Below are 24,223 nucleotides of genomic sequence, written 5' to 3' on the forward strand. Positions count from 1 at the left end.
GGCGTATCTTCCGCCACACTGTCGTGATTTGGATCAAGACCGGGCTGGTTGACCTTCCTCGTTGGGTCCAAGGTGCGAACTGCAACACATCCGGGAGACATTGGTGAAGCCACGAAGCAGCGTTGTCACACGGGCCGCCCTCGCGCTTTCGTCGTGGCTGCTCGTCTTGCCCCTGATGGTGCTTCCTCTGCTTGGCCAGACGCCCGGAGCGGACTATGCGGCGCCAGTCATCATCGGCGATGGGTGGGAAAGCGCGGAGCTGTCGAAATCCGGTTTTGACGCGGCGAAATTGCGCGCGCTGCTCGCGAGCCGGATGAACGCCGAGAACAACCTGCATGGCGTGATCATCGAACGCCACGGCCGCCTGGTCGCGGAGTTATACCGCCGGGGCAAGGACCGGTCGGTCTACTCCCCCATCGCCCGCAACCGGGAGTTTGGGCCAACCACGTTGCACGACACGCGCTCCGTGGGGAAAAGCGTCGTCAGCCTGCTTCTGGGTATCGCCAAGCAACAGGGCAAGCTCGGCGAGCTGGCGGCCCCGGCGCTGGCCTACTATCCGGAATACGCGGATCTGGCGGCACCCGAACGCAAGGCCATAACCCTGGAGCACCTGCTGACCATGAGCAGCGGGCTCGACTGGAGCGAGGGCGGCAATGGCCCCGATTGCGAGCATCGCCTGTACTGGAAATGGTCGCCCACCCGCTATGTGCTCGGCCGTCCCATCGCGGCCCCGCCCGGCAGCGTGTGGAATTACAACAGCGGCGGCACGGCGGTTCTGGCGGACATCCTGGCCCGGGCCACCAAAACTCCCTTGAAAGAATTCGCGCGCCAATTCCTGTTCGAGCCGCTGGGCATCAGCGATTGGGAATGGGTGGCGGATCTGCACGGCCGACCCATGGCGTTCACCGGGCTGCGCATGCGCCCGCGCGATATGGCCAAGCTCGGCCGCCTGGTGCTGGATCATGGACGCTGGCGAGGACGGCAGATCGTTCCGGCGGAGTGGATCGCAGCCTCGCTGCAACCGCGAATCAGCACGGGCATCGCCGATTTTCACTACGGCTACCAGTGGTGGCTGGGCAACGTGGCATGGCAAGGCCGGAGCCTCGCCTGGAGCGCCGCCTTCGGCAATGGCGGCCAGCGCCTGTTCGTGGTGCCGGAGCTGGATCTGACGGTCGTGATCACCGCCGGCGCCTATGGCGATCCGCAAGCCGCGCCTCGCGTGAACGCGCTCTTCAAGGACATTGTGGCCACGCTGCAGCCGTGAACGATTTTAAGGGGGCTGGCGTGAAATCCTCTGCGCCCCGATCCAGCGTTCAAACCGGACTTGACGGTGCCTGGCGATCCGCGAGCAGGGCAGAGATCGTGCGGCAGATGCCGGGTGGATCGAAGGCGCCGCGGTTGTCGAGCTGCGCCGCCCAGGGCAGGTCGACCTGGGCCGCGAGGGCATTGATCCGCTGGATCTGGTCGTCGGAGACCGGGATGTGGATGGACGTGTCCCGGGTGCGGATGCGCTCAAGGCACTGGTCTGGCCGCGCCAGGACGCGGACGAGGAGGACCTGTCCCAGGCCGGAAGCCTCGTCGAGGAACCCGGGGAGATGGGTCGAGGCACCGGTGGATTCGATGCACACGGCCTCGTGAAGCGACAGGGCCTCCTTCACACTCGCCAGCACGGAAGCCAGGCCCCGCGGCTCGAAGTCGGGGTGGGAGGCGCCGAGCTCGGCCCGCACCCGCAGGAAGAGCGGCTCGACCCGGAGGAAGTGCAGTCCAAGCTCCGTGGCGAGGAGCTGGCCGATGGTGGATTTGCCCGCGCCCTTGGGGCCGACGAGGATGACGATTTTCTTCATGGAAGCGTCCGAGATGGGCCGATGCGGAGCCGCGTTCAAGTATGAACGACGCTCACCCCAGCCCCAGCCGCGCCTTGAGTTTGGGCGTGGCGCCGCGGCTGGATTCCAGCTCCACGCCGCCGGGCAGGGTCACGAGCATCCGCCCATTGGTGGCGGCGCGGAGGCCCAGCACGGCTTCGGGGCGCACCAGGAGATGGCGGTGCAGGCGCAGGAGACCGCAACCCGCGAAGGCCTGCTCCACTTCGCCGAGGCTTTTCCAGGTGGTCTCGAAGCGCTGGGCGCTCGCCCCAGGCGACGCGGCGAAGGCGAACACCACTTCGTCCACCACCTCGAAGTGGGTGGTGCGCGCCAGATCCAGGAAGACAACGCCGCCGCCAGCCTTCACGGGGTAGCGCGTGCCCTTCGGAGCGGAGGCCGGTGGCGGGTCCAGGGCCTTGCGGGAACGGAGGCGGTCCAGGCACTTGGCGATGCGGGCGGACGTGGCGGGCTTCAGCAGGTAGTCCACGGCGGCCTCCTCGAAGGCCTCCACCGCGTGCTCGCCGTGGGCGGTGACGAAGACCACCGGCAGGCCGGGCCCAATGCGCGAAGCCACCTCGAGTCCGCTGGCGCCGGGCATGCGGATGTCCAGGAAGAGCGCGTCCAGGGACGGCCCGTCCGCCAGCCACTCCAGCAGCGAAGCGCCGTCGCCGAAGGCGGCCGCCACTTCGCATCCGGCCTCTTCCAAGAGGCGCACGAGGCGTCGCTGATTGAGCGGCTCGTCCTCGGCCACCGCCACGCGAAACGGCGTCATGGGTGGGCTCCCAGAGGCAGGCGCAGCTCGGCGTAGGTCCAGCCGTTTTCGCTGCGGAAGATGAGCGATGCCGCCGGATCCAGCAGGACCAGCCTCGCTTTCAGGTTGGCGAGGCCCGTGCCGTCCAGGGCGGAAGCGTCGAAGGGAAGCCCGGTGTTGGCGATGGTGATGCGGAGCGCGCCCGCAGCCTCGCGCGCGGCCTCCAACCGAAGTTCTCCGCCTTCGGCCAGGGGCGCGATGCCGTGCTTCACCGCGTTTTCAACGAGTGGCTGCACTAGCAGGGGCGGCAGTTCGAGATCATCCAGGTCCAGGGGCCAATTCCAGACCACCTTCAACCGCGGGCCCAGGCGCAGATCCTCCAGCGCCAGGAGGTCTTGCAGCAGGATGCGCTCCTCGCCCAGGCGGACCCGCGGCTGCTGGCCGTAGCGGGTGAGGCGCCGGTAGAGATCCGAAAGGCCCACCAGGGCTTCTTCCGCGCGCACGGGATCCTCCCGCACCAGCTCCGCCAACGCGCTCAGGGCGTTGTGCAGCACGTGGGGATCCAGTTGCGCCTGGAGCGCGCGGGCCTGGGCGGCGCGGGTTTCTTCCAGGAGCGATTGCCGCGTGGCTTCGGCGTCAGCCCGCTCCCGGTCCGCGGCGTCCCCTTCGGCGATGAGCCAGCCCACCATGAACGCGAAGGGCAGGTTCACGCCCACCAGCAGCAGCTCGCGCGGGATGTGCAGGAAGGCCGGGCGGATGAGCGCGACCATCGGCGCGGGCTGCGCGGAGTTGAGGACATTCCGGAGCCCGTGCATGAGCAGCGCCACCGCGCCGAGCCAGAAGACATTCCACACCAGCGACTGCAACGCGCCCCGGGCGAAGGCCGGACGGATGCGGCCGTCGCCGGTCCAGAGCCAGGGCAGCGGCGCCAGCGCGTAGTAGCCTGCCAGCAGCAAGGAAGCCAGCACGAAAATCTGGGGCTGGAAGCCGATGAAGGGCGCGCCCAGCACGACCCGCAGCAGCAGCAGCAGGCCCAGGAACAGCAGCAGCACGCCCCACCGCTGGGGCCGGAAGCGGCCCCCGGTGAGACGGAGGAGAGCGCTGCGCTGCACGGATCAGCCGCGGCGGCGCTTCAAGGTCTTGCTCTTGCCCGAACCGCTGGTGGCGGTGGCGGTGCCACTGGCGCTATCGGTCTCCACGGAGCCCGAGCCCGTCTTGCCGTTGGGCCCCGTGGCGCTGCCGCTGGCTTCCACGCCGGAGCCGGTCTTGGTGGCCGTGCCGCTGGCGCTCGCGGTCTTGCCCTTGGGTCCGGTGGCGGTGCCCTGCCCCGAAACCGTGTCGCCGGATTTCGTGGCGCTGCCGGAGCCGCTGACGGTGCGGCCCTTGAAACCCGTGGCGCTGCCTTCGCCGCTCACGGAACCTGGCTTCACCACCGCGGTGCCCGAGGCCGTGGCGGTCCTGCCCTTGGCGGTGGTGGCGGTGCCGCTGGCACTGTACTTGTTGCCCTTCTGGGTGACGCTGCCTGAAGCGGACCCGCCCTTGGGGCCGCTCTTGGAGCTGCTTTTGGTCTGGGCGCCCAGGGGGAGGACCAAGAGGGCCAGGGCGAGGATGGTGAGGTTGCGCGAGCTCATGGGAGCCTCCTGAAGGATGAAGCCTCCGTTCCACCATAGGCGGGTTGGCCCGGTGGCGAGAACGGAAGGTGGATGTGATGGGGAGGTGGCAGGCCCTTCTCGGTATCGGCCCTGCCGATACGCGAGACGAATTGACTTTTCCCGGAATCAGTTCTCATCGCCCGAACGCGAAGGTCCGCAGGCCGTCCATGCGGGCGCGGCCTTCCGAGAGCAGGGACTTGAGCTGGGCCTGCTGTCCGGCGGTGAGGACGCTGCGGCCATCCAGCGTGATGGCGCGGGTCTCCAGCATCAATTGGAAGAAGGTCTCGGAAGTCTGGGCATGGAGGGCGCGCAGGGAATCCTCGGTGGTGGCGGGATCCAGGGCCGCGTCCACTTCCGCCCGGCGGGCATCGCGGAAGGCGGCGCTCTTCACCATCAGCGCGTCCTTGTGCTGCGCGAAGATGCCGAGCAGGGCGGTCCGTTGGGCGTCGCTGAATTCCAGTTGGCGCAGGACCGTCGCGAGGCGGGGAGGGGCGGGCATCGGCTGGGCCGAAAGGCCGAGCCCGGCAGTGACGAGCAGGGTGGGAAGGATAGTGGGTTTCATGGTGTTCTCCTTGGAATGGGCGGCTCACCTGAACCGTCCACCATGAGAACGCCCAGCCCGGGACACCGTTCACGTCCCGCGCGCAATCGCCTCCGGATGCGGCTGGATTGCGCCGCGGGAAGGTTGAATTGCGGATGGCAGGTGTGGTGGCCGTGCTTCGCTACCTAGGCTTCCACCACCAGCGCCGCCAGCCGTTTGGGCGCCACCGCTCGGTAGCTCTCCAGGATCCAGGCCCGCAGCAGATCCACGGGCACGGCCATGCCCTTCTCGAAGCGGCAGGTCACCCAGTCCGCGCGGCCCAGGCCATAGCCCGTGGGCGAAGCGCCAGGCAGGGATAGGGCGAGGGGCGCCGAGGATGGCAGTTTCACGGTGAACGAGAGAATATCGGTCTCTTCGGCCCTGCCTAAAAAGACAAAGATTTTCCCCCGTACCTTCACCACGGACTCGCCCCAGGGGAAGTGCTCCTCGGCTTCAGGCAAAGAGAGTGCGAGCGCGCGAAGGGATTTCGCAATCGCTCGATGGGAGGCTTGGGCGCGGGCCATGGCCCTGATGTTTTCGCCCAGCGCAGCACGGGTTTGCGGGCGGCGGTGGTTTCATCCATGCGTCGCAAGGGCGCGGTGACCGGGGCCTGGTGCAGCAGGTCGGGATTCTCCTGGGCTTCCTTGGCGATCGTTTTCATGGCGTGGATGAAGGCGTCCAGCTCTTCCTTGGATTCGCTTTCGGTGGGCTCGATCATCAAGGAACCGTGCACGATGGTGGGGAAATAGATGGTGGGCGGGTGGAAGCCGTAGTCGATGAGCCGTTTCGCGATGTCCAGGGTGGTCACATCGTTTTTAGTCTGATGGGCATCGTTGAACACCACTTCGTGCATGGTGGCGGTCTTGATCGGCAGATTGTAGGTGCCTTCGAGTTCCTTGCGGATGTAGTTGGCGTTCACGATGGCGCGCAGCGTGGCGTCGCGCAGTCCGTCGCCGCCGTGGCTCAGGCAGTAGGTCAGCGCCCGCACCAGCATTCCGAAATTGCCGAAGTAGGTGTGGACCTTGCCGATGCTCTGGGGGCGGTCCCAATTCCAGCGGTAGGTGTGGTGGGGCACTTCGCCTTCGCCCACTTTCACGGTGTCGCGCACCACCACGGGCTTGGGCAGGAAGGGTTCCAGCGCCGCGGTGCAGAGCACCGGACCCGCGCCGGGACCGCCGCCGCCGTGGGGCGTGGACATGGTCTTGTGCAGGTTCATGTGCATCACGTCGATGCCGAAATCCCCGGGCCGGGCCACGCCCACCAGGGCGTTCATGTTGGCGCCGTCCATGTAGACCAGGCCGCCGACTTCGTGGATGCGCTTGCAGATTTCATCAATGCGGTGCTCGAAGATCCCCAGCGTGTTGGGGTTCGTGACCATGAGGCCCGCGATGTCTTCCTTGTGTTCGGCGATGACCGAGAGGAGGCCCTTCTTCGCGCGGCCCGTGACCGCATCGGTGATGTCTTCGAAGGACACGGTGCCATCCGCGGCGGAAGCCACGTCCACCACGTCGTAGCCCGCCATGGCCGCCGTCGCGGGGTTCGTGCCGTGGGCCGAATCCGGGATCAGGATCACGCGGCGCTTGCCGCCGCGGCTCACGTGGTAGGCGCGGATGAGCATCACGCCGGTCAATTCGCCCGCGGCGCCTGCGCTGGGCTGCAGTGTCACGGCGGCCAGTCCGGTGATCTCCTTCAGCCACTCCTGCAGGGTGTGGATCAGCGCGAGATTGCCCTGCACGAACGCATCGGGCGCCATGGGATGGGATTCCGCGAAGCCGGGGATGGCGGCGGTCTTCTCGTTGAGCCGCGGGTTGTGTTTCATGGTGCAGGAACCCAAGGGGTACATCCCCTGGTCCAGGCCGTAGTTCCACAGCGACAGCTTGGTGAAGTGGCGGATCACATCCGGCTCGCTGCACGAAGGCAGCGCGTCGAAGCTCCCGCGTTTGAGATGCGCGGGGCGGGTGTCCTTGGCGGCGGGCACGTCCAGCTTGGGCAGGTCGAGGCCCACCTTGCCCGGCACCGAGCGGTCGAAGATGAGGGGTTCGCGGGATCGGAGTGACATTTTAGGTTCCTTGCAGTTGAAAAAGGCGACTACGCGGAGGGGAGCAGAGAGGCGGAGGGAAGCGGAGAAAAGCAGAAATTGTGTGGGGGTGAACTGGGGTATTGGAGTTGAGCGAAGGTGTTTTTCTCAGCTACCCTCCGCACCTCCGCTACCCTCCGCGTGGTGTTTTTATCTATCCGACAACCGACGCAACCCGCGCCAGCACTTCGATCAGGTGTTCGATCTGCGTCCGCGTGTTGAGTTCCGTGGCGCACCAGAGCACACAGTTCTTGTGGCCGTAGGGCGTGAGGTCCAGGCCCGGCAGGATGCCCTCGGCTTCAAGGGCTTCGTTCATGGTCTTCAGGTCGCCGGTGTGGCGCAGGACGAACTCGTTGAAGTACGGCGCTTCGAAGGGCACATCCCAATCGGGGAGTTCCAGCAGTCGCTCCCGCAGGTACTGGGCCTTGGCGACGTTCTGTTCCGCGAGGCCCTTCAGGCCTTCGGGGCCCGCCAGTTGCAGGAAGATGTTGGCCCGCAGGGCGATCAGCCCTTGGTTCGAGCAGATGTTGCTGGTGGCCTTGTCGCGGCGGATGTGCTGCTCCCGCGCCGTGAGCGTGAGCACGTAGCCCGTGCGGCCGTCCAGATCCTGCGTCTGGCCCACCACACGGCCGGGGATCTCGCGCTTGAAGGCATCCTTCACCGCCAGGAAACCCAAGTAGGGTCCGCCGAAATTGGTGGCGTTGCCGAAGCTCATGGCCTCGCCGCAGGCCATGTCCGCGCCGACTTTGCCTGGCGCCTGCAGCCAGCCGAAAGCCATGGCTTCTTGGGTCACGCTGACGAGCAGCGCGCCTTTCGCGTGAGCCAGATCCGAAAGCACCTTGAGGTCTTCCACGGCCCCCAGGAAATTCGGGTAGCCCACGAGCACCGCCGCCACGGTTTCATCGAGCTTGGCGGCCAGATCCACGGGGTCGGTGACGCCGTCCTTCAGGGCGACCTCCACCAGCTTCAATTCCTCGTGGGCCGCGAATCCGGCGCGGATCACCGCCAGGTAATGGGGGTGCAGCCCGGAGCTCACCAGCACCTTGGCGCGCTTCTTCTGCACGCGCACGGCCATGAGCGCCGCTTCCAGGCAGCTCGTGCCGCCGTCGTAGAGGCTGGCGTTGGTCATGTCCAGGCCCGTGAGATCGCAAATGAGGGTCTGGTATTCGAAGATGTGCTGCAGGGTTCCTTGAGAAATCTCGGGCTGGTAGGGCGTGTAGGCCGTGAACCACTCCTGCCGCGAGATCTGGTGGTCGATGGCGCTCGGGATGAAATGGGCGTAGGCTCCGGCGCCCAGGAAGCTGGCGGCGAAGCGGGTGTTGAGCCCCGCCAGGCGCTCCATTTCGCGCAGGACCTCCAGCTCGCTCGAGGTGGCGGGCAGGTCCAGGGCCCGGTGCAATTTCAAATGGTCAGGCACGCCCGTGAGCAGGTCTTCGGCGCGGTTGGCGCCGATGGCATCGAGCAGGGCGCGGTCTTCCGCGGCGGCGGTGGGCAGGTAGCGCATAAAGCATCCCCAAGTGGCCTGAGCCGTTGCGACCAAATAGCTTGGTCATGACGATGGTGGACCGGCAAAAGGGGCCGTAACAAAACAACCGGAACAGCGCGGGTTGTCTTCCAGCGGCTTCTCAAGCCAGACTCCAGTATCGCCTGGACGGGTGCTTTTTCCGATTCCAAAACCTGGGCGGAGATCACAATCCGCCTGTAAACCGCCTGTTTTCCTACTTGAGAACCCCGGTCTGGGCGGTCATGAGTTGCAGGCAGCCCGCGAGACCCAGGTCCAGCAGGGCCGTGGCTTCCTGCTTGGTGAAGCTGCGGCTCTCGCCGGTGCTCTGGAACTCCACCAGCTCCAAGTCGAGGCCCGCCATGGGCCGCGCCGCCACCAGGTTGCAATCCACGGCCGCGAGATGGTCCTCCTCGTACTCCAGATCCAGCGCCTGGCCCCGGCGGCCTTCGCCGCTTTCCACGATGCCCACGCTCACCGCCGACACCTGCCGCACCAAGGCCGCGTTGACCCGGCCTTCCCCAACGCGACAGCCAGGGCTACCCAGGCGCCTGTGATGGCCGCGCAGCGGGTGCCGCCATCGGCGTTGAGCACGTCGCAATCCAGCGTGATCTGGCGCTCGCCCAGGGCCTTCAGATCCACCGCCTGCCGCAGCGAGCGGCCGATGAGGCGCTGGATCTCCACGGTGCGGCCCTGCTGCTTGCCCCGGGCCGCCTCGCGGTCCGTGCGCGTGTGGGTCGAACGCGGCAGCATCCCGTACTCCGCCGTGATCCACCCGGCGCCCTTGCCCTTCATCCAGCCAGGGACTTTTTCTTCCAGGCTGGCGGAGCAGAGCACATGGGTATTTCCGAGTTTTACCAGGCAGGAACCATCCGCATGGACCTGGGTGCCCAGTTCAAAGGAGAGCGGGCGGAGTTGATCGGGGAGTCGCATGAATACCCTTAAGAGATTTTCCAGAATGACTATGTTTCGATCTTCTCCACCCGTTTTTGATGCCTTCCCCCTTCAAAAGAAGTTTCCAAAAAGGTTTTAAGGTAATATTCTGCCTTCAGCGGATCCGTTAGCCGCTGGCCAAAAGCGATGGCGTTCGCGTCATTGTGCTGCCTGGCCAGCGCGGCGTGCTCGGGGGAAGTCACCAGCGCGCAGCGGACACCCACGTGGCGATTGGCCGCGATGCTGATGCCGATCCCGGAACCGCAGACCAACACGAGGCGTTCCCACTCATGACGTTTTTCCGCAGCGCGATGCGCGAAGTCCGGGTAGTCCACGGACGCGAGGCCATCCGTCCCGTAGTCCAGGGCTTCATGGCCGTTGGCCAGCGCCCAGGCCTTGAGCCGTTCCTTGAGTTCAAACCCCGCGTGGTCCGATGCGAATCCGATTTTCATGAAGGTCTCCAGCCAGCACCACCAGCCTACCGCCTACCGCGCCCGGTCCCCAGCCCACGGCCCGGCCGCCAGGGGCCCGCATGAGCCCGATCCTCCAGTACCGTCCGGCGGACCGCGGCTTCCTCATCTGCCTGCCCCGGGAAGCGGACCAGGCCGATTGGCTGAGGACGCTCCGGTCCCTGCCGGGCAACCTGCAGGGGAAGGAAAGGCTCACGCCCGCCAAGGCCCAGCTCTTCCTGCCGGATTCCTCCATCATGGAATTGCACACGGTGCCCCTCCGCTGGCAGCGGGCCTATCCCTGGCTCTCCTCGCTGCCGCCGGATCCGGAGCTGCTGGGCGGAAGCCTGGCCTTCTGGGTGAGCGCCCTGAGGCTGCTGCAATCGTTGATCATCCGCGGCGCCATCCTGCCGACCCTCGACACTGATTCGCAGCCCTGGCGCGCCCACTGGGGCACCAGCTTCACAAGTCCTTCGGACCGCGAGGCCTTCGACGCCTTAACGCGCGCCATGCCTGCGTCGGCCCTGGCCTTTCCGGAAGGCGATGAATGGGTGTTCACCAAGGGCCTGCAATTGGGTTGCCTGGATTCCTTCGAAGTGGACGACGACCTGGCCATGCCGCCCAGCGCCGAGGATGTCCTGCGGGCCTTCCTGGAAGACGGCGCGGATTTCCTGGTGCGCTTCGTGGCAGGCACCCTGCGGCCCGGCGAGGATCCCCGGCTCGGCCTGATCCACCGCCTGCGCGGCCACAAGCGGGACCGCCTGCCCTGGGACGAGCGGCTCATGGTGGCGCTGTCTCATCCCATGAATGAATTTCCCACCACCGGCGTCACGGAGCGCACCATCGGCGAGCAGTTGGCGCAATGGGGCGAGAGCGCGCAGACCCAGTGGATCCGGCCCAGCCTGCAGCTTGAGGCGCCGCCGGTGCCCAAGCAGGAGGCCATCCAGGAGGCGGACCGCCTGTCCGAAGAAGGCTGGACCCTCAAGGTCGGCCTGGAAACATCCGATGGCCACGCCCTCAGCGTCGACCGGCTTTGGGACGCGGCCCTTTCGGCGGAACCGGACGTGTTGCAGGCCCGCCAGGTGCTGTTGCGCGGATTGGCGCGGGCCATGCCGTTCTTCCCGCCGCTGCAGGGCACCCTGGCCGGGCAGCGTCCGGTGGATCTCAAACTTCTGCCCACCGAAGCCTGGCTCTTCCTGACCAAGGGCGCCAAGCAGCTCAAGGAAGCGGGATTCCTGGTGGAAATTCCGGAAGAGCTGGCGGAGTTCGGCGGCGCGCGGCGCCTGCGCGCCAAGGTCCGCCTGGGTGCCCGGGACATGGCCGCCACCGGGCCCGGCGAACATATGGATCCCTATGCTCCGCCTGGACTCGACACGGCCGTGAGCGCCGACTGGTCCCTGATGCTGGGCAGCGACGCCCTCAGCATCGAGGACTTCGCCCAGATGGCGAGCCTCAAGCATCCGCTGGTGGCCTGGAAGGGCAAGTGGGTGGCCCTGGATCCGGAGACCCTGCAGCAGATCACCACCGTCATCCAAGCCAGCCGGGGCACCGGGTTCGAGCGCATGACCCGCGGCGAAGCCCTGGCCGCCGCGTTGACGGGGACCGCCCACATCAAGGGCATCAGCGAAGCCATCGAAGTGGAAGTGGCGGGGGATTTCGGCGCGGCCCTGAACGAATTGAAAGTGCTGCCGGACCGGCCCATCCGCCAGCCGGAAAGTTTCCACGGCGAGTTGCGGCCCTACCAGGTCCGCGGCCTGGCGTGGCTCGAAGGGTTGTCGCGGCTGGGCCTCGGCGGCATCCTCGCCGACGACATGGGCCTCGGCAAGACCATCCAGATGATCGCCTTGCTGCTGCACCGCCAGCACCAGAATCCGAAGGCCGGATTGCCGACGCTGCTGGTCTGCCCCACCTCCCTGCTGGGCAACTGGGAGCGGGAGCTGGAGCGCTTCGGCCCCACTCTGCCGGTCTTCGTGCACCACGGCAACAACCGCGACGAACTGCCGAGGGCCTTCAAGCCCCACACGGTGGTGCTCACCACCTACGGCGTGGCGCGCCGCGAGGAAGAAGTCTTCGCGCCGCGCACCTGGGGCATCGTGGTGGTCGACGAGGCCCAGGCCATCAAGAATGCGGGCAGCGCCCAGGCCAAGGCCATCCGCAAGCTGCGCGGCCATTGCCGCCTGGCGCTCACGGGCACGCCCATCGAGAACCGCCTCTCGGAACTGTGGTCCATCCTGGCCTTCACGCTGCCCGGCTACCTGGGCAATGAATCGAGCTTCAAGGACCTTTTCGCCACGCCCATCGAGAAATACCGCGACCCCGAAGCCGCGGGGAACCTGCGGGCCCGCATCGCGCCGTTCATCCTGCGCCGCCTCAAGACCGATCGCAGCATCATCCAGGACTTGCCGGACAAGCAGGAGATGAAGGTCTACACGCAGCTCACCAAGGAACAGGCTCTGCTCTACCAGGCCCGCGTGGAGCAGATGGAGCAGGACCTGGATTCCGCCAAGACCGGCATCGAACGCCGCGGCCGCATCCTGGCGCTGCTCACGCACCTGAAGCAGATCTGCAACCATCCCTCGCAGTTCCTCAAGGCCCAGGGGCCCTACAAGGCCCGCAGCGGCAAGCTGGACCGCCTCACGGAAATGCTCGAAGAGGTCATCGAGAGCGGCGACAAGGCCATCGTGTTCACCCAGTTCAAGGAGATGGGGGACCGCCTGCAGATCCATCTCCAGGATGTGCTGGGCTTCGAGCCGCCCTTCCTGCACGGCGGCACCAGCCGCACCGAACGGGATGAACTGGTCCGCACCTTCCAAGAGGACCCGTTGGCGCCGCCGGTGTTCCTGCTGTCGCTCAAGGCCGGTGGCGTGGGTCTGAACCTCACCGCGGCCACGCACGTGTTCCACTTCGACCGCTGGTGGAACCCCGCCGTGGAGGACCAGGCCACGGACCGCACCTACCGCATCGGCCAGACGCGCAACGTGCAGGTCCACAAACTGGTGACCATGGGCACCCTGGAAGAGAAGATCGACGCCATGCTGGAGAGCAAGCGCGACTTGGCGGACCGCGTGGTGGGCAGCGGAGAGGGCTGGCTCACGGAGCTGGACGACGAGGCCCTGCGCCGCCTCGTGAGCCTCGATCCCAACGTGGAGATCATGGAGGGAGAGGGCAACGGCAATGGCAATGGCCATGGCAATGGGAATGGCAACGGATTGAACGCCAAGGACTTGGTGCGCCGGGTGACCGCGGATTCAGTGCAGGAGCCCATGGCCGAGCCCTACCGGGAACCATCTGAGACGGTGGTTTCAAACCCGGATGAAAAAAATCCGAACGGGGAATCGGTTGCCGAAAACGACGACGAAGGCGACGAGGTCATCATTCTCGACCAGCAGAAGCCTGCCCTCGGAGCGCCGGAGGAAGCGGCGCTGGCCAAGCCCGCCAAACCCGCCAAACCGCGCGTCGCCAGGACTCCGCGCGCTCCCGCCAAACGCAGCGGGGTGATCTCGTGATGCATCCCGCGAACCGGTTCGGAACGACCTGGTGGGGACGGCTCTGGATCCGTGGCCTTGAACAATTGAGCGACGACTATGAGAACCGCCTCCCGCGGGGCCTGAAATACGCCGAAGAGGGGGCCGTGTCCCACTTCACGGTGAGCCCCGGCCTGATCGAAGCCCGCGTCCACGGCCGCAAGACCTACACCGTGACGTTGGGGCTTCCCGCCCTCACGCAAACCCAATGGGAGCGGGCCTTCCAGCGCCTCAGCCAGGAGAGCCGCTTCGTGGCGTCGCTGCTGGCGGGGGAGATGCCCCAGGGCCTCGACGAAACCTTCCGCGAATCCGGCGCCAGCCTCTATCCACGGGTGCCCAAGGAACTGCAGACCCATTGCGATTGCCCGGACTGGGCCAACCCCTGCAAGCACGTGGCGGCCGTCTGCTACGTGATGGCCGAGGCCCTGGACCGGGATCCCTGGCTGCTCTTCGATCTGCGCGGCAAGACCCGGGCCGATGTGCTCGAGGCCCTGCAAGCCCTCGTGGACCAGGCCACGCCAGAGACCCCCAAGAAGCGGGGCCGGCCGAAAAAGGAGACCTCGGTTCCGGGACTGCTCAAGCACCACGAGGCTTCAGTGGATCCGTGGCGGCGGGTGGCTCCTGAGGCCTTCGACGCGCTTCCGGCGGACCTTCCGCACATCGTCATCCCGCGCTCCATCCCTCCGGATCCGGACGTGTTCTCGCAGCTCGGACCCCTGCCCCACGCCCGCATCGAAGCGAGCCTGTGCCTGGCCGCTCTGCTGCACCGCACGGCCCAATGGACGCAGAAGCAGATCGAGGAAGGCACCACCGAGCTGGAGGACCAGGGGCACGAAGATGCCGTGGCCTCGCCTTTCGACAGCCCCTCCGCGCTCACCGCCTCGCCCACCCGGCCCTGGCGGGCGAAGAAGCGGCGCCGGAAGGGGTAGGCTTTTCCAGAGGAGCACCCATGCAGACCATCTCGACACCCGCCGCGCCAGCCGCCATCGGGCCCTACAGCCAGGGGCAGATCTCGGGCGGATTCCTTTTCAGCGCGGGCCAGATCCCACTGATCCCGGAAACCATGGACATGGTGACCGGTCCCATCGAGGACCAGACCCGGCGCGTGCTGCAGAATCTGGACGCGGTGCTGGCGGCCGCGGGGACCTCGTGGCCGCGGGTGGTGAAGACCACCGTGTTCCTCACGGACCTGGCGGATTTCGCCGCCTTCAACGCCGTGTACGGCGGGCATCTCGGCGATGCCAAGCCCGCGCGCAGCACCGTGCAGGTGGCCGCCCTGCCCAAGGGCGCCAAGGTCGAGATCGAGCTGATCGCCGAAGTCTGAGGGTGCGCAAGGCGGCGCGGCCAGCGGCCGCCGCGTGGTCGAATCTCACTCCTCTTCGGTTTCGCCGATGCTTTCATCCACATCCTTCCACCGGGCCTGGGCGTGGTAGGCCGGGTCTTCGAGCTTCTGGAGGAACGCGGTCATGCGCGGACCCCAGGTGGACGCCTCCACGGCGCCTGCGGGCGCATGCGGCAACAGATCCTTCGGGGCTTCCTCCAGGCAAAGCTGGGTGAGGATCAGGCTCTGCTGGTAGTTTTCGCCCACGGGCATGAGATTGGCCGCCAGGGTATCCAGGATGTCGGCCAAAGCTTCGTCCTCGACGGTTTCGGACAGGGGTTCCAGAAGGTCCACCACCTGGTGCCGGGCCAGGGCCAGCTTGAGGAACAGCCGCTGCAATTCGTTGGCCTTGGCGCCCTTCGCGAGGGCGTGGGCGGCGTCCTCCAGGTGGGGATGGAGTTTCTTGAAGAGGAGGGAGAGGGCGGTTTCAGCGGGAGTCATGATGATGAAAGCCTATCGTGAGGATCGAAAACTGCGAGAATCCCCTTATGGGTCTTCCCTTGCTGGATGAGTCGAAACTGCAGCAGCTCCTCGATCTGGACGAGGGGAACACGTTGCTGCTGGGGGAGATGGCCGCGTTGTTCAAGGCTGAAACGCCCCGGCGGCTGGCGGCGATCCGGACAGGTCTGGAAACCGGAAACGCTTCGGTGGTCATGGAAGCGGCCCATGCTTTGAAAGGCGCCTCGGGGCTGATGGGGGCGCAGATCGTCTTCGCCCTGGCCCGGGAGCTGGAGATGAAAGCCAAAGCGGGTGACTTGCCCTCCGGGGAGGTCGCCTTCGAGGCGTGGACCAGGTTGGACGAAGCGGTCCTGAAGGCCCAGGAAGCCATCGATTATTTCCTCTCAAAGATCACACCCTGAGTTAATGTTTTCAGTGCAGCCCTTCAAAGGTCACGAGGCTTCTATGTCGGATATCCAGGTGGTTCCAGAGCGGACCACCATTCTTTCGGTGGATGACCAGGCGCTCGTCCGGTTGGCCCTCTCCCGGATCCTGGAAAAGAAGGGGTTCCGATGCCTGGAGGCCGAGGATTTCGACCAGGCCATGGAGCGGCTGGACAGCAATTCGGTGGATCTCGTATTGTGCGACTTGCACATGCCGGGCCGCAGCGGCTTGGATCTGGTGGCCGCGCTGGCGGACCGGATTCCGGATCTGGCCATCGTGATGGTGAGTTCGGCCGATGACACGGACCTGGCGCTGGAGTGCCTCGAAAAAGGCGCCTATGGATATGTGCTCAAGCCCTTCAAGGCGCGCGAGATCCTGATCCAGGTGAACGGGGCCCTGCGCCGCCGCATGCTGGAACTGGACTACCGGGACCGGGAACGGGTGCTGGCCCAGAAGGTGCGGGAACAGACGGCCGAAATCCGGGAGTCCAGGGACGAGATTTCCTTCAGGCTGCTGGCGGCCTCGGAGCAGCGGGATACGGAAACCGGCTCCCACATCCGGCGCATCGGCCTTTATGCGGCCGCCATCGCCCGCCTTCTGGATTGGAACGAGGAAGCGGTGGATTGCATCCGCGCCGCGGCCCCCATGCACGACATCGGCAAGATCGGCGTGCCGGACCGCATCCTCCAGAAGCCCGGAGCCCTCACGGAGCAGGAATGGGTCCTCATGAAGGACCACACCGTGATCGGCGCCAAGATCCTGCAGGGTTCATCGGTGCCCTTCATCCGGATGGGGGCTCAGATCGCGGTCTGCCACCACGAGAAATGGGACGGCAGCGGCTACCCGGAGGGCCTTCATTCCACGCAGATCCCCATCGAGGCGCGCATCACCGCGCTGGTGGATGTGTACGATGCCCTGAGCCAGAGGCGCTGCTACAAGGAAGCCTGGCCCGAAGAGAAGGTGATCAGCTTCATGGCCGAGCGCCGGGGCACCCACCTGGATCCGGAGCTCATCGACCTGTTCCTGCTGCACCTCGACATCTTCCGCGGAATCCGGGAAAGCCATCCCGACGAAAACCAGTCGGTCCCAGGGCAGGAGTTCCCCCACCCGCTCTAGGCAACCCGGGGAGATCAAGCCTTGTCCCGGACCGCGGACCAGGCCTGGCGCGAGGCCAGGGCTTCGGCCCGGGACAGCCTGGGCCTGAACTCCCGGTCCACGGGCAGCGCGGTCCGCATCTCGCCGGGCCCCTCCCACCATCCGATGCCGAGGCCCGCGAGCATGGCGGCGCCCAGCGCGGTGGCTTCGAGCAGCTTCGGCCGCACCAGCGTGACCCCGGACAGGTCCGCCTGGAGCTGCAGCAGCAGGTTGTTGGCGGAGGCGCCGCCATCCACCCGCAGTTCCTTCAAGGGTCCGCCCAATTCGGCCGCCATGGCCTCCAGGATGTCGCACTGGCTGTGGGCGATGGCTTCCAGGGCCGCGCGGGCGATGTGCGCCCTGGTGGTGCCGCGCGTGATCCCCGCCATGAGGCCCCGCGCTCCGGGCCGCCAGTGGGGCGCGCCGAGGCCCGCGAGGGCCGGGACGATGGCGAGGCCGCCGCTGTCGGATACCGAGGCCGCCAGCGCTTCGACATCGGCGGCCGTGGCGATGATGCCCAGGCCATCGCGGAGCCACTGGATGAGCGCCCCGGCCACGTAGGTTCCGCCTTCCAGTGCGTAGGCCGGACCTGAGCCCAGGTCCCAGGCCACGGTGCCGAGGAGTCCGCGCTGGCTCGCCACGGGTACGGAGCCGGTGTTCATCAGCACAAAGCTGCCGGTGCCGTAGGTGATCTTCGCCTGGCCCGCATCGAAGCAGCCCTGGCCGAAGAGGGCGGCCTGCTGGTCTCCGGCGATGCCCGCGATGGGAACGCCGTCCGGGAGCGGCGAGGCGCGGCGGATGCGCGCACAGACCCCCGCGCTGGGCACCACGCGGGGCAGCACGACGCCTTCCACGCCGAAGAGGGCGATGAGCTCGCCGGACCACATCCCGCCATGGATATCGAACAACTGGGTGCGGCTCGCGTTGCTGGCGTCCGTCAGATGTTCACCGCTGAGCCGGTGGATCAGGAAACTGTCCGAGGTTCCGAAGGCCAGGCGCCGGCCGGGGTGCCGGGCTTTCAGCCAGGCGAGCTTGGTGGCTGAAAAATAGGGGTCCACAGGCAGGCCCGTCAGCTCGCGCACCCGAGGCTCCTGGGCCTTCATTTCCGCGCAGGTGCCGGAAGTGCGGCGGTCCTGCCAGACGATGGCGGGGCCGAGGCTTTGGCCTGATTCCGCATCCCAGATGAAGGTCGTCTCGCGCTGGTTGGTGATGCCGAGGGCGGCGATGCGGGCCGGGTCGAGGCCCTCCAGGGCGCGGCCGATGGCCTCCTGCACCGAGGCCCAGATCTCCTCGGGATCATGCTCGACCCACCCCGGTTGCGGAAAATGCTGCGGGAACTCCACCGTCGCGCGCCCGTGCAGGCAGAGCTCCCGGTCCAGCACCAGGGCGGTGCTGCCAGTGGTGCCCTGGTCCAGGGCCAGGATCAGGTCCGGCATGGTGGAATCACTTTAGACCCGGAGCAAGCGATTGCGCGGGTCATTTGGTATCAGCCATGAGCTGTCAGCTATGGGCCATCAGCTTTGAGGTCAAAACTGATAGCTCATAGCCCATAGCTCATGGCTCATGGCTCTTAACCCGCAGCCCCTAGAACACCTTCACGCCGAGCGCGCCTTCCGGGGGCTTCGAATCGCTGATCTGGATGCGACCCGAAGGGTCGGTCCACTGGTAAATCGGTGTTTTTTTGGCGGTGGCCACTTGCTCCATGGTGGGAACAATTTTTTCATCCACCTCGAACCCCCCGCGGCCCTTGTTCAGCAAGGCCATGGCCCCGGCGGCCTTGGGATCAGCCTGCACCAGCCGCCGCTGCCAGAGGTCCATGACCTTCGGCACATAGGCGCGGGTCTCGCTGAAGGGGGGGATTCCGCGGTACCGGTCCACGGCCTTTTCGCCCGCGTTGTAGGCGGCGATCACCCTGGCGCCGTCGCCGCGGAAATAGTCCATGAGCCACTTCAGGTATTTCGTGCCGCCGATGATGTTCTGGCGGGGATCGAAAGGATTGGTGACCCCGAAGCGGAGCGCCGTGGCGGGCATGAGCTGCATCAGCCCGAGCGCCCCCGCGCGGCTGCGGGCCCGGTCGTAGAAGGCGCTTTCCGCCTGGATGATGGCCCGGGCCAGCCAGGGATCCACGCCGTTGGCCGTGGCGATCTCGTCCACCATGGCCAGCAGTTCCGGGCTCCGCAGCACGCGGCCCATCTCGATCTTGGTGATGGCGAGCTGGATGTGGGCGACACCCACATGTTTCAAGGTGAGCCCGCGGCCTTCCACGGCGCCCGGGGGCAGGTTGTTGATGATCAGATGCCCGTTCTTGTCGGTGTAGGTGTAGACATAGGCCTGCGGGGCCGCGGAAGCGCGCCGGCGGGGCTTGGGCTTGGCCGTATCGGCCGCGCCGGCCGCGAGAAGGGCCGGGATCAGCAGGCACATCGACGCTGTCTTCATCCTGATCAGTATACGTTCTCCGGAGCCAAGGTTCAGAGAGCCGCCAGGAAGGCCTCGACCTCGGGCCACCCGCGGGTGATCGGAAAGGGGGGGAGCGCCGCCCGGACCTGGGCGGCGTAGCGCTTCCCATAGCGGTCCTCGTGGGGCAGCAGGAGCCTTGGATCCAGGATGCAGACCACGCCGCGGTCCTGCTTGGTGCGGATCAGCCGGCCGATGCCCTGTTTCAGCTTCAGGGTCATGGAGGGCACCTGGATGCCGATGAAACCCAGGCCCTGGCGTTGGGTGTCGGCCTCGCGGATGCGCGCCTGCAGCACCGGATCGTCCGGGGGGGCGAAGGGCAGGCTCGTGACGATGACGAGGCTCAGCGCCTCCCCGGGCATGTCCACGCCCTGCCAGAAGCTCGCAAGGCCCAGCAGCGCCGCGTTGGGGGTTTTCTGGAAGCGCTCCATCAGCAGGCTGCGGGAAAGCCCCTCGCCCTGGGTGAAGAAGGTGACGTCTGGCAAAGCCGCTTCCAGCCTCGGTTTGAAGGCCGCGAGCATGCGGCGGCTGGTGAACAGGACCAGCGCCCTGCCTCGGGAAGCGCGCAGCAGCCGCTCCATGGCGGAAAGGCTGGTCTCCACCCAGGCGGGTTCTCCCACGCCGTCCCGGGCGGCGCGCCGTTCAGGCAGGCCGGGCGGAACGAAGAGCAATCCCTGGGTTTCGAAATCGAAGGGGCTCTCCACCAGTTCGGCGCGGGCCCCCTCCTCATCCGTGAGCCCGAGGCGCAGCTTCAGGCCGTTGAAGCCGCGGCCGTCCCGCAAGGTGGCCGAGGTCATCAGCACGGTGTCGAAGCCGCACCTCAGATGCTGGTGGAAGAAGGGCCGGACATCCACCGGATTAGCTTTGAAGACGAAGCTGTGGGGTCCTTCGCGGCTCAGCGTGGAGACCCAGCCCTCGGGCTGGGCGAAGATCTGCTCCATGCGCCGGAAAGCCAGGCCCACCCGCTCGGACAGCTTGCGCCAACTCAGCGCTTCAGGATTCGCATCCGCGGCCCGCGAGGCGAGCCGCCGGGCCTCCTGCCAGGCGGCTTGGCCCGCGGAGATCCAGGCCACCACGGCATCCGCGAGCTCCTTCAGGGGCAGCCGCGGATCATCGAAGCCGAAGGTGCCGCTGCCGGGCGGAAGCCATGAAAGCACCTGCTGCCAGGCGTCCTCCCAGGGCGTGAGGAGGGTTTCCAGGGCCGCGCCTTCGGGCTCCTTTCCGGCCTCGTCGGCCAAGTCCCGGAAGAGCATCGTCATGGCGCGGTTGGACCATTGCTCCGCGCAGCTTTCCGTGAGCTGCTCCTCGATGTCATGGGCCTCGTCCAGGATGAGCACCGGCGCATCCGGCAGCACCTGGCCGAAGGCCGACTCGCGGAGCACGCGGTCCGCCAGCAGCAGGGCGTGGTTGACGATCACGATGTCGGCGCCGGCCACCTCCTGGCGCAGCACGGTGAGGTGGCAGTCCTCGAAATGGGGGCACTGCTTGCCGGTGCAGCGCTCCGAGCGCGCATTGAGCTTGTCCCACAGCTCCGAGTCACCTTCGCCGAAACGGCCGAGCTCCTCGCGGTCGCCGAATTCGGTCCCCTGGGCCCAGCGTCCCAGCGCCAGCCACAGCCCGTGGTCCGCCACGGTCATCTCCGCTGGCGGATGCGCTTCCAGTTGTTCCCATGCGGCCTTGCAAAGGTAGTTGCTGCGGCCCTTGGCGACGACGGCCTTGATGGGGCGGCCCAGGATGCCGCTGGCCCGGGGCACATCTTCTTCCAGCAATTGCCGCTGCAACTGCTTGGTGCGCGTGGCCACCAGGACGGGACGCTGTTCCGCCGCCAGGGCCGGAATCAGGTAGCCCAGGGATTTTCCGGTGCCGGTGCCGGCCTCGATGGCCTGCAGCACCGCGTCCGGACGGGTTTCAGCATCCGAGCCCGCATCCCGCCAGGCTTTCTTGATGCCTGCGCCCTCCTCGATGGCATCCCAGACCAGTTCCGCCATGCGCGCCTGGCCGGGCCGCTCCTCGGCCCCGGGGAAACAGGCATAGAGCCGTCCGTCCGGAGGCGCGAAGTATCGATCCATGCGGTGGGCCATGGCTCCAGTGTGGCCGAAGCCGCCCTTCCAGGCTGGACCTTGCTGTAAAAGGAGGCCGCGGCCCCAGACGGGGGCAACGGGAAGATTTCACAACATTTCATTGGCGGTGGCGGAACCCCGGGCGGGATGGTGGACGTCAAACCCCCGTTCATTCACACAACTCGACCTTTCAGAGAAGGAGTTGCCCATGGCGACCAGAAGCCCATTTGCCCTTTCCATCCTCGCCGCGATCCTGGCGGTCGGCCCCCTGGCCGCGGGCGGCGCCGGGGACACCAAGGCGGAACGCATCCAGGCGGCACGCGCCAGCGAAGGCGTCGAAGACCGGACCGAGCCGGGCTCCGGCCTGCGCCTGGCGAGGAAGCACCCAGCGATGCCCGGCGAGCTGCTCGTGCAGTTCAGGATCGGCGCCACCGCCCAGACCAAGGCGGAAGCCATGCTCCCGATTCGCGGCCGTTCCCTGGAGGCGATCCGGCTGGCGGACAACCGGCTGGCTTCCATGGCGGCGGGCGTGCCGCTGGCGAATGTGCGGGGCGACCTGGAGCGCGTGAGCATTCCCGAAGGCCTCAGCTTCGACGAGGCCATCCGCGTGTTGAAAACGCATCCGGATGTGGAATTCGCGCAACCCAACTGGATCTACCAAGCCCTTGCGACCCCCAATGATCCGCGGTACGGCGCGGGCAACCTCTGGGGCCTCTACGGCCCCGCCACGAGCCCGTCCAACGCCTACGGCCTCAACGCCCTCGCAGCCTGGAACGCCGGGTTCATCGGCTCTCGGAACGTCTACATTGCCGTCATTGACGAAGGCGTCCAGTTCAACCACCCCGACCTCGCGGACAACGTCTGGACCAATCCCTTCGAGACCGCCGGAGACGGCATCGACAACGACGGCAACGGCTTCATCGACGACGTCCACGGCTACGACTTCGGCAACAACGACGCCACCGTGTACGACGGCCCCGCCAGCGGCTCCACCAGCACCGACCAGCACGGCACCCATGTGGCCGGCACCATCGGCGCAACGGGCAACAACGGCGTCGGCAGCGTGGGTGTCTGCTGGCAGGTCTCCATCATCAGCTGCAAGTTCCTCCTGGCCAACGGCGGCACCGGCGCCGACATGATCCGCGCCATCGACTACGTCATCGACCTCAAGACGCGCCACGGGCTCGACATCGTCGCCACCAACAACTCCTACGGCGGCGATCCCTTCGCCCAGGCGGAGCTGGACGCCATCTCCCGCCTGGCCCAGGCCAATATCCTCTACTGCGCCGCGGCCGGCAACGACTCGGCCAACAACGACACCTCGCCCCACTATCCGAGCAACTACGACACCACCGCCCAGGCCGGTTGGAACAACATCATCGCCGTGGCCTCCATCACCAGCACCGGCGGCCTCTCTAGCTTCTCCGACTACGGCGCCACCACCGTCCACCTTGGCGCGCCGGGCTCATCCATCTCCTCCACGTCTCCGGCCAACACCTACGCCACCCTCAGCGGAACGTCCATGGCCACGCCCCATGTCACGGGCGCCGCGGCCCTGATCGCTGCGGCCACGGGGAAGCGGGGGAATGCGCTCCGGCAGGCCATCCTGGATAACGTCAAGCCCCTGGCGAGCCTCAACGGCAGGACCACCACCGGCGGACGCCTGGACCTGAGCTTCCTGGGCGCCACCGCTTCCGCGCCGATCATCACAAGCCAGCCCGCCAACGCCGCCGTGAATGCCGGCGCCACGGCGACCTTCACCGTCGCGGTTTCCGGCACCGCGCCCTTCACCTACCAATGGCGGAAGAACGCGGTGAACATTTCCGGCGCCACCGCCGCCAGCTACACGACCCCCGCCACCACCAGCAGCGATAACGGCGCCACCTTCAGCGTGGTCGTCACCAACAGCGTCGGCAGCGCCACCTCCACCAACGCGACGCTGACCGTGAACGCCGCCACCGCCCCCGTCATCACCACCCAGCCCGCCAGCAAGTCGGTCACCGCAGGCGCCACGGCCACCTTCACCGTGGGGGCCTCCGGCACCGCGCCCTTCACCTACCAGTGGCGGAAGAACGGCGCCGCCATCGCGGGCGCCACCGCCGCGAGCTACACCACCCCCGCCACCACCCTCGCCGACAGCGGCGCCACCTTCAGCGCGGTGGTGAGCAACAGCGTGGGCAGCGCGACCTCCGGCAACGCGACCCTCACCGTAACCAGCGCGCCGCCCAGCACGACCTTCACGGAAATCGAACCCAATAACACCATCGCCGCCGCCAACGCCGTGGCCGCCAGCTACACGGCCATCAAGGGCAACCACGCCGCCACGGGCAACCCGGACTTCTTCGCGCTGACCCTTCTGGCAGGCCAGAAGCTCAGCATCAACATGACGGGCCCCACCGGCGTGGATTGGGATCTTGCCCTGAAGAACAGCGCGGGCACGAACCTCGCGAGCAGCACCGGCGGCACGGCTACGGAGAGCCTCAGCTACACGAACACCGGCGCCGCGGCGATGACGGTCTACACCAACGTGTACGTCTACAGCGGCACCAGCGCCACGCCCTACAACCTGGCCCTGGGCTATGTGACGCCTCCGCCCAGCGTGACCTTCAATGAGGCCGAGGCCAACAACAGCATCGCCGCCGCCAACGCGGTGCCCGACAACGCCACCAAGGTCGTGGGCTACATCGGTTCCACCACGGACAACGACTACTTCGCGGTGAACGTGGGCGCCAGCAAGACGCTCAACGTGAAAATGACCGGACCCACGGGCACCACCTACGACTACGACCTGTACTTCTACAACGCGGCGGGCACGCAGCTTGCCAGCGGAACCGGCAGCACCACCACCGAGAACGTGAGCTGGACCAATGGTGCCAGCGCCACGACGGTCTACGTCGCGGTGAAGCGCTACAAAGGCAGCAGCACCACCACTCCCTACAACCTGGCCATCACCCGCTGATTCCAGCAGGACCCCTGCACAGCC

The 24,223-nt window shown here is 66.9% G+C and carries 20 protein-coding genes and 1 pseudogene; 7 read left to right on the forward strand and 14 right to left on the reverse strand.

What is annotated here, in order from left to right; genetic code table 11:
* Positions 1 to 175: 175 nt before the first annotated feature.
* Positions 176 to 1,264, forward strand: a complete 1,089-nt coding sequence (locus IPQ13_09790) for a serine hydrolase (protein ID MBL0211185.1) — start codon at positions 176 to 178, stop codon at positions 1,262 to 1,264.
* A gap of 49 nt (positions 1,265 to 1,313) precedes the next feature.
* Here IPQ13_09790 and IPQ13_09795 read toward each other — a convergent pair whose 3' ends face one another.
* The 10 genes and pseudogenes from IPQ13_09795 to IPQ13_09840 form a co-directional block, all read right to left on the reverse strand.
* Positions 1,314 to 1,844 carry an AAA family ATPase gene (locus IPQ13_09795; protein MBL0211186.1) on the reverse strand — a complete coding sequence of 177 codons (531 nt, stop codon included), beginning with the start codon at positions 1,842 to 1,844 and terminating at the stop codon, positions 1,314 to 1,316.
* Between the two features lie 52 nt (positions 1,845 to 1,896).
* Positions 1,897 to 2,634 carry a response regulator transcription factor gene (locus tag IPQ13_09800; protein ID MBL0211187.1) on the reverse strand — a complete coding sequence of 246 codons (738 nt, stop codon included), beginning with the start codon at positions 2,632 to 2,634 and terminating at the stop codon, positions 1,897 to 1,899.
* A complete protein-coding gene (locus IPQ13_09805) occupies positions 2,631 to 3,725 on the reverse strand; it encodes a histidine kinase (protein MBL0211188.1) in 1,095 nt (364 codons plus the stop codon). The genes IPQ13_09800 and IPQ13_09805 overlap by 4 nt, the downstream gene beginning before the upstream one ends.
* Positions 3,726 to 3,728: 3 nt before the next feature.
* Positions 3,729 to 4,244, reverse strand: coding sequence for a hypothetical protein (locus tag IPQ13_09810; protein MBL0211189.1), 516 nt, complete (start codon positions 4,242 to 4,244; stop codon positions 3,729 to 3,731).
* A gap of 154 nt (positions 4,245 to 4,398) precedes the next feature.
* Complete coding sequence (locus IPQ13_09815; GenBank protein ID MBL0211190.1) at positions 4,399 to 4,827, reverse strand: Spy/CpxP family protein refolding chaperone; 429 nt, start codon at positions 4,825 to 4,827, stop codon at positions 4,399 to 4,401.
* Between the two features lie 164 nt (positions 4,828 to 4,991).
* Positions 4,992 to 5,369: an MmcQ/YjbR family DNA-binding protein gene (locus tag IPQ13_09820; GenBank protein MBL0211191.1), complete on the reverse strand. Its 378-nt coding sequence runs from the start codon at positions 5,367 to 5,369 to the stop codon at positions 4,992 to 4,994.
* The gene (gene gcvPB, locus IPQ13_09825; protein MBL0211192.1) at positions 5,261 to 6,904 is read right to left on the reverse strand and encodes an aminomethyl-transferring glycine dehydrogenase subunit GcvPB; all 1,644 of its coding nucleotides are present in this window, start codon (positions 6,902 to 6,904) and stop codon (positions 5,261 to 5,263) included. Before gcvPB ends, IPQ13_09820 begins: the two co-directional genes overlap by 109 nt.
* 172 nt (positions 6,905 to 7,076) lie before the next feature.
* On the reverse strand, positions 7,077 to 8,426 hold the full coding sequence (gene gcvPA / locus IPQ13_09830) for an aminomethyl-transferring glycine dehydrogenase subunit GcvPA (protein ID MBL0211193.1): 1,350 nt from the start codon (positions 8,424 to 8,426) through the stop codon (positions 7,077 to 7,079).
* A gap of 214 nt (positions 8,427 to 8,640) precedes the next feature.
* Positions 8,641 to 9,356: pseudogene (gene rph, locus IPQ13_09835) on the reverse strand (ribonuclease PH).
* A gap of 29 nt (positions 9,357 to 9,385) precedes the next feature.
* On the reverse strand, positions 9,386 to 9,808 hold the full coding sequence (locus IPQ13_09840; protein MBL0211194.1) for an RpiB/LacA/LacB family sugar-phosphate isomerase: 423 nt from the start codon (positions 9,806 to 9,808) through the stop codon (positions 9,386 to 9,388).
* Between the two features lie 80 nt (positions 9,809 to 9,888).
* Here IPQ13_09840 and IPQ13_09845 point away from each other — a divergent pair, with 80 nt between their 5' ends.
* Genes IPQ13_09845 through IPQ13_09855 form a run of 3 tightly spaced genes read left to right on the forward strand, consistent with a single transcriptional unit; the run spans position 9,889 to position 14,653 of the window.
* Positions 9,889 to 13,311, forward strand: a complete 3,423-nt coding sequence (locus tag IPQ13_09845) for a DEAD/DEAH box helicase (GenBank protein MBL0211195.1) — start codon at positions 9,889 to 9,891, stop codon at positions 13,309 to 13,311.
* On the forward strand, positions 13,311 to 14,258 hold the full coding sequence (locus tag IPQ13_09850) for an SWIM zinc finger family protein (GenBank protein ID MBL0211196.1): 948 nt from the start codon (positions 13,311 to 13,313) through the stop codon (positions 14,256 to 14,258). Before IPQ13_09845 ends, IPQ13_09850 begins: the two co-directional genes overlap by 1 nt.
* A 20-nt stretch (positions 14,259 to 14,278) precedes the next feature.
* A complete protein-coding gene (locus IPQ13_09855; GenBank protein ID MBL0211197.1) occupies positions 14,279 to 14,653 on the forward strand; it encodes a RidA family protein in 375 nt (124 codons plus the stop codon).
* A gap of 45 nt (positions 14,654 to 14,698) precedes the next feature.
* Here the strand turns inward: IPQ13_09855 and IPQ13_09860 are convergent, their stop codons facing one another.
* Positions 14,699 to 15,151, reverse strand: coding sequence for a hypothetical protein (locus IPQ13_09860; GenBank protein ID MBL0211198.1), 453 nt, complete (start codon positions 15,149 to 15,151; stop codon positions 14,699 to 14,701).
* A gap of 47 nt (positions 15,152 to 15,198) precedes the next feature.
* On the opposite strand from IPQ13_09860, the gene IPQ13_09865 reads away from it, so the two are divergent.
* Positions 15,199 to 15,570, forward strand: coding sequence for an Hpt domain-containing protein (locus IPQ13_09865; GenBank protein ID MBL0211199.1), 372 nt, complete (start codon positions 15,199 to 15,201; stop codon positions 15,568 to 15,570).
* Between the two features lie 43 nt (positions 15,571 to 15,613).
* Positions 15,614 to 16,708: a response regulator gene (locus IPQ13_09870; protein MBL0211200.1), complete on the forward strand. Its 1,095-nt coding sequence runs from the start codon at positions 15,614 to 15,616 to the stop codon at positions 16,706 to 16,708.
* A gap of 14 nt (positions 16,709 to 16,722) precedes the next feature.
* On the opposite strand, the gene IPQ13_09875 is transcribed toward IPQ13_09870, so the two are convergent.
* From IPQ13_09875 to IPQ13_09885, 3 genes are all read right to left on the reverse strand, one after another.
* Positions 16,723 to 18,162 carry a glycerol kinase gene (locus IPQ13_09875; protein MBL0211201.1) on the reverse strand — a complete coding sequence of 480 codons (1,440 nt, stop codon included), beginning with the start codon at positions 18,160 to 18,162 and terminating at the stop codon, positions 16,723 to 16,725.
* Positions 18,163 to 18,310: 148 nt separating this feature from the next.
* Complete coding sequence (locus IPQ13_09880) at positions 18,311 to 19,162, reverse strand: lytic transglycosylase domain-containing protein (GenBank protein MBL0211202.1); 852 nt, start codon at positions 19,160 to 19,162, stop codon at positions 18,311 to 18,313.
* A 32-nt stretch (positions 19,163 to 19,194) separates the two neighbouring features.
* Positions 19,195 to 21,261 carry an ATP-dependent DNA helicase gene (locus IPQ13_09885; GenBank protein ID MBL0211203.1) on the reverse strand — a complete coding sequence of 689 codons (2,067 nt, stop codon included), beginning with the start codon at positions 21,259 to 21,261 and terminating at the stop codon, positions 19,195 to 19,197.
* 187 nt (positions 21,262 to 21,448) lie between these two features.
* Between IPQ13_09885 and IPQ13_09890 the strand changes: the two genes are divergently transcribed.
* Positions 21,449 to 24,199 (forward strand): S8 family serine peptidase, encoded by a 2,751-nt coding sequence (locus tag IPQ13_09890; GenBank protein MBL0211204.1) that lies wholly within the window; start codon positions 21,449 to 21,451, stop codon positions 24,197 to 24,199.
* Positions 24,200 to 24,223: the final 24 nt, after the last annotated feature.

The organism is Holophagaceae bacterium (genome assembly GCA_016720465.1).
GTDB lineage: Bacteria > Acidobacteriota > Holophagae > Holophagales > Holophagaceae > JANXPB01.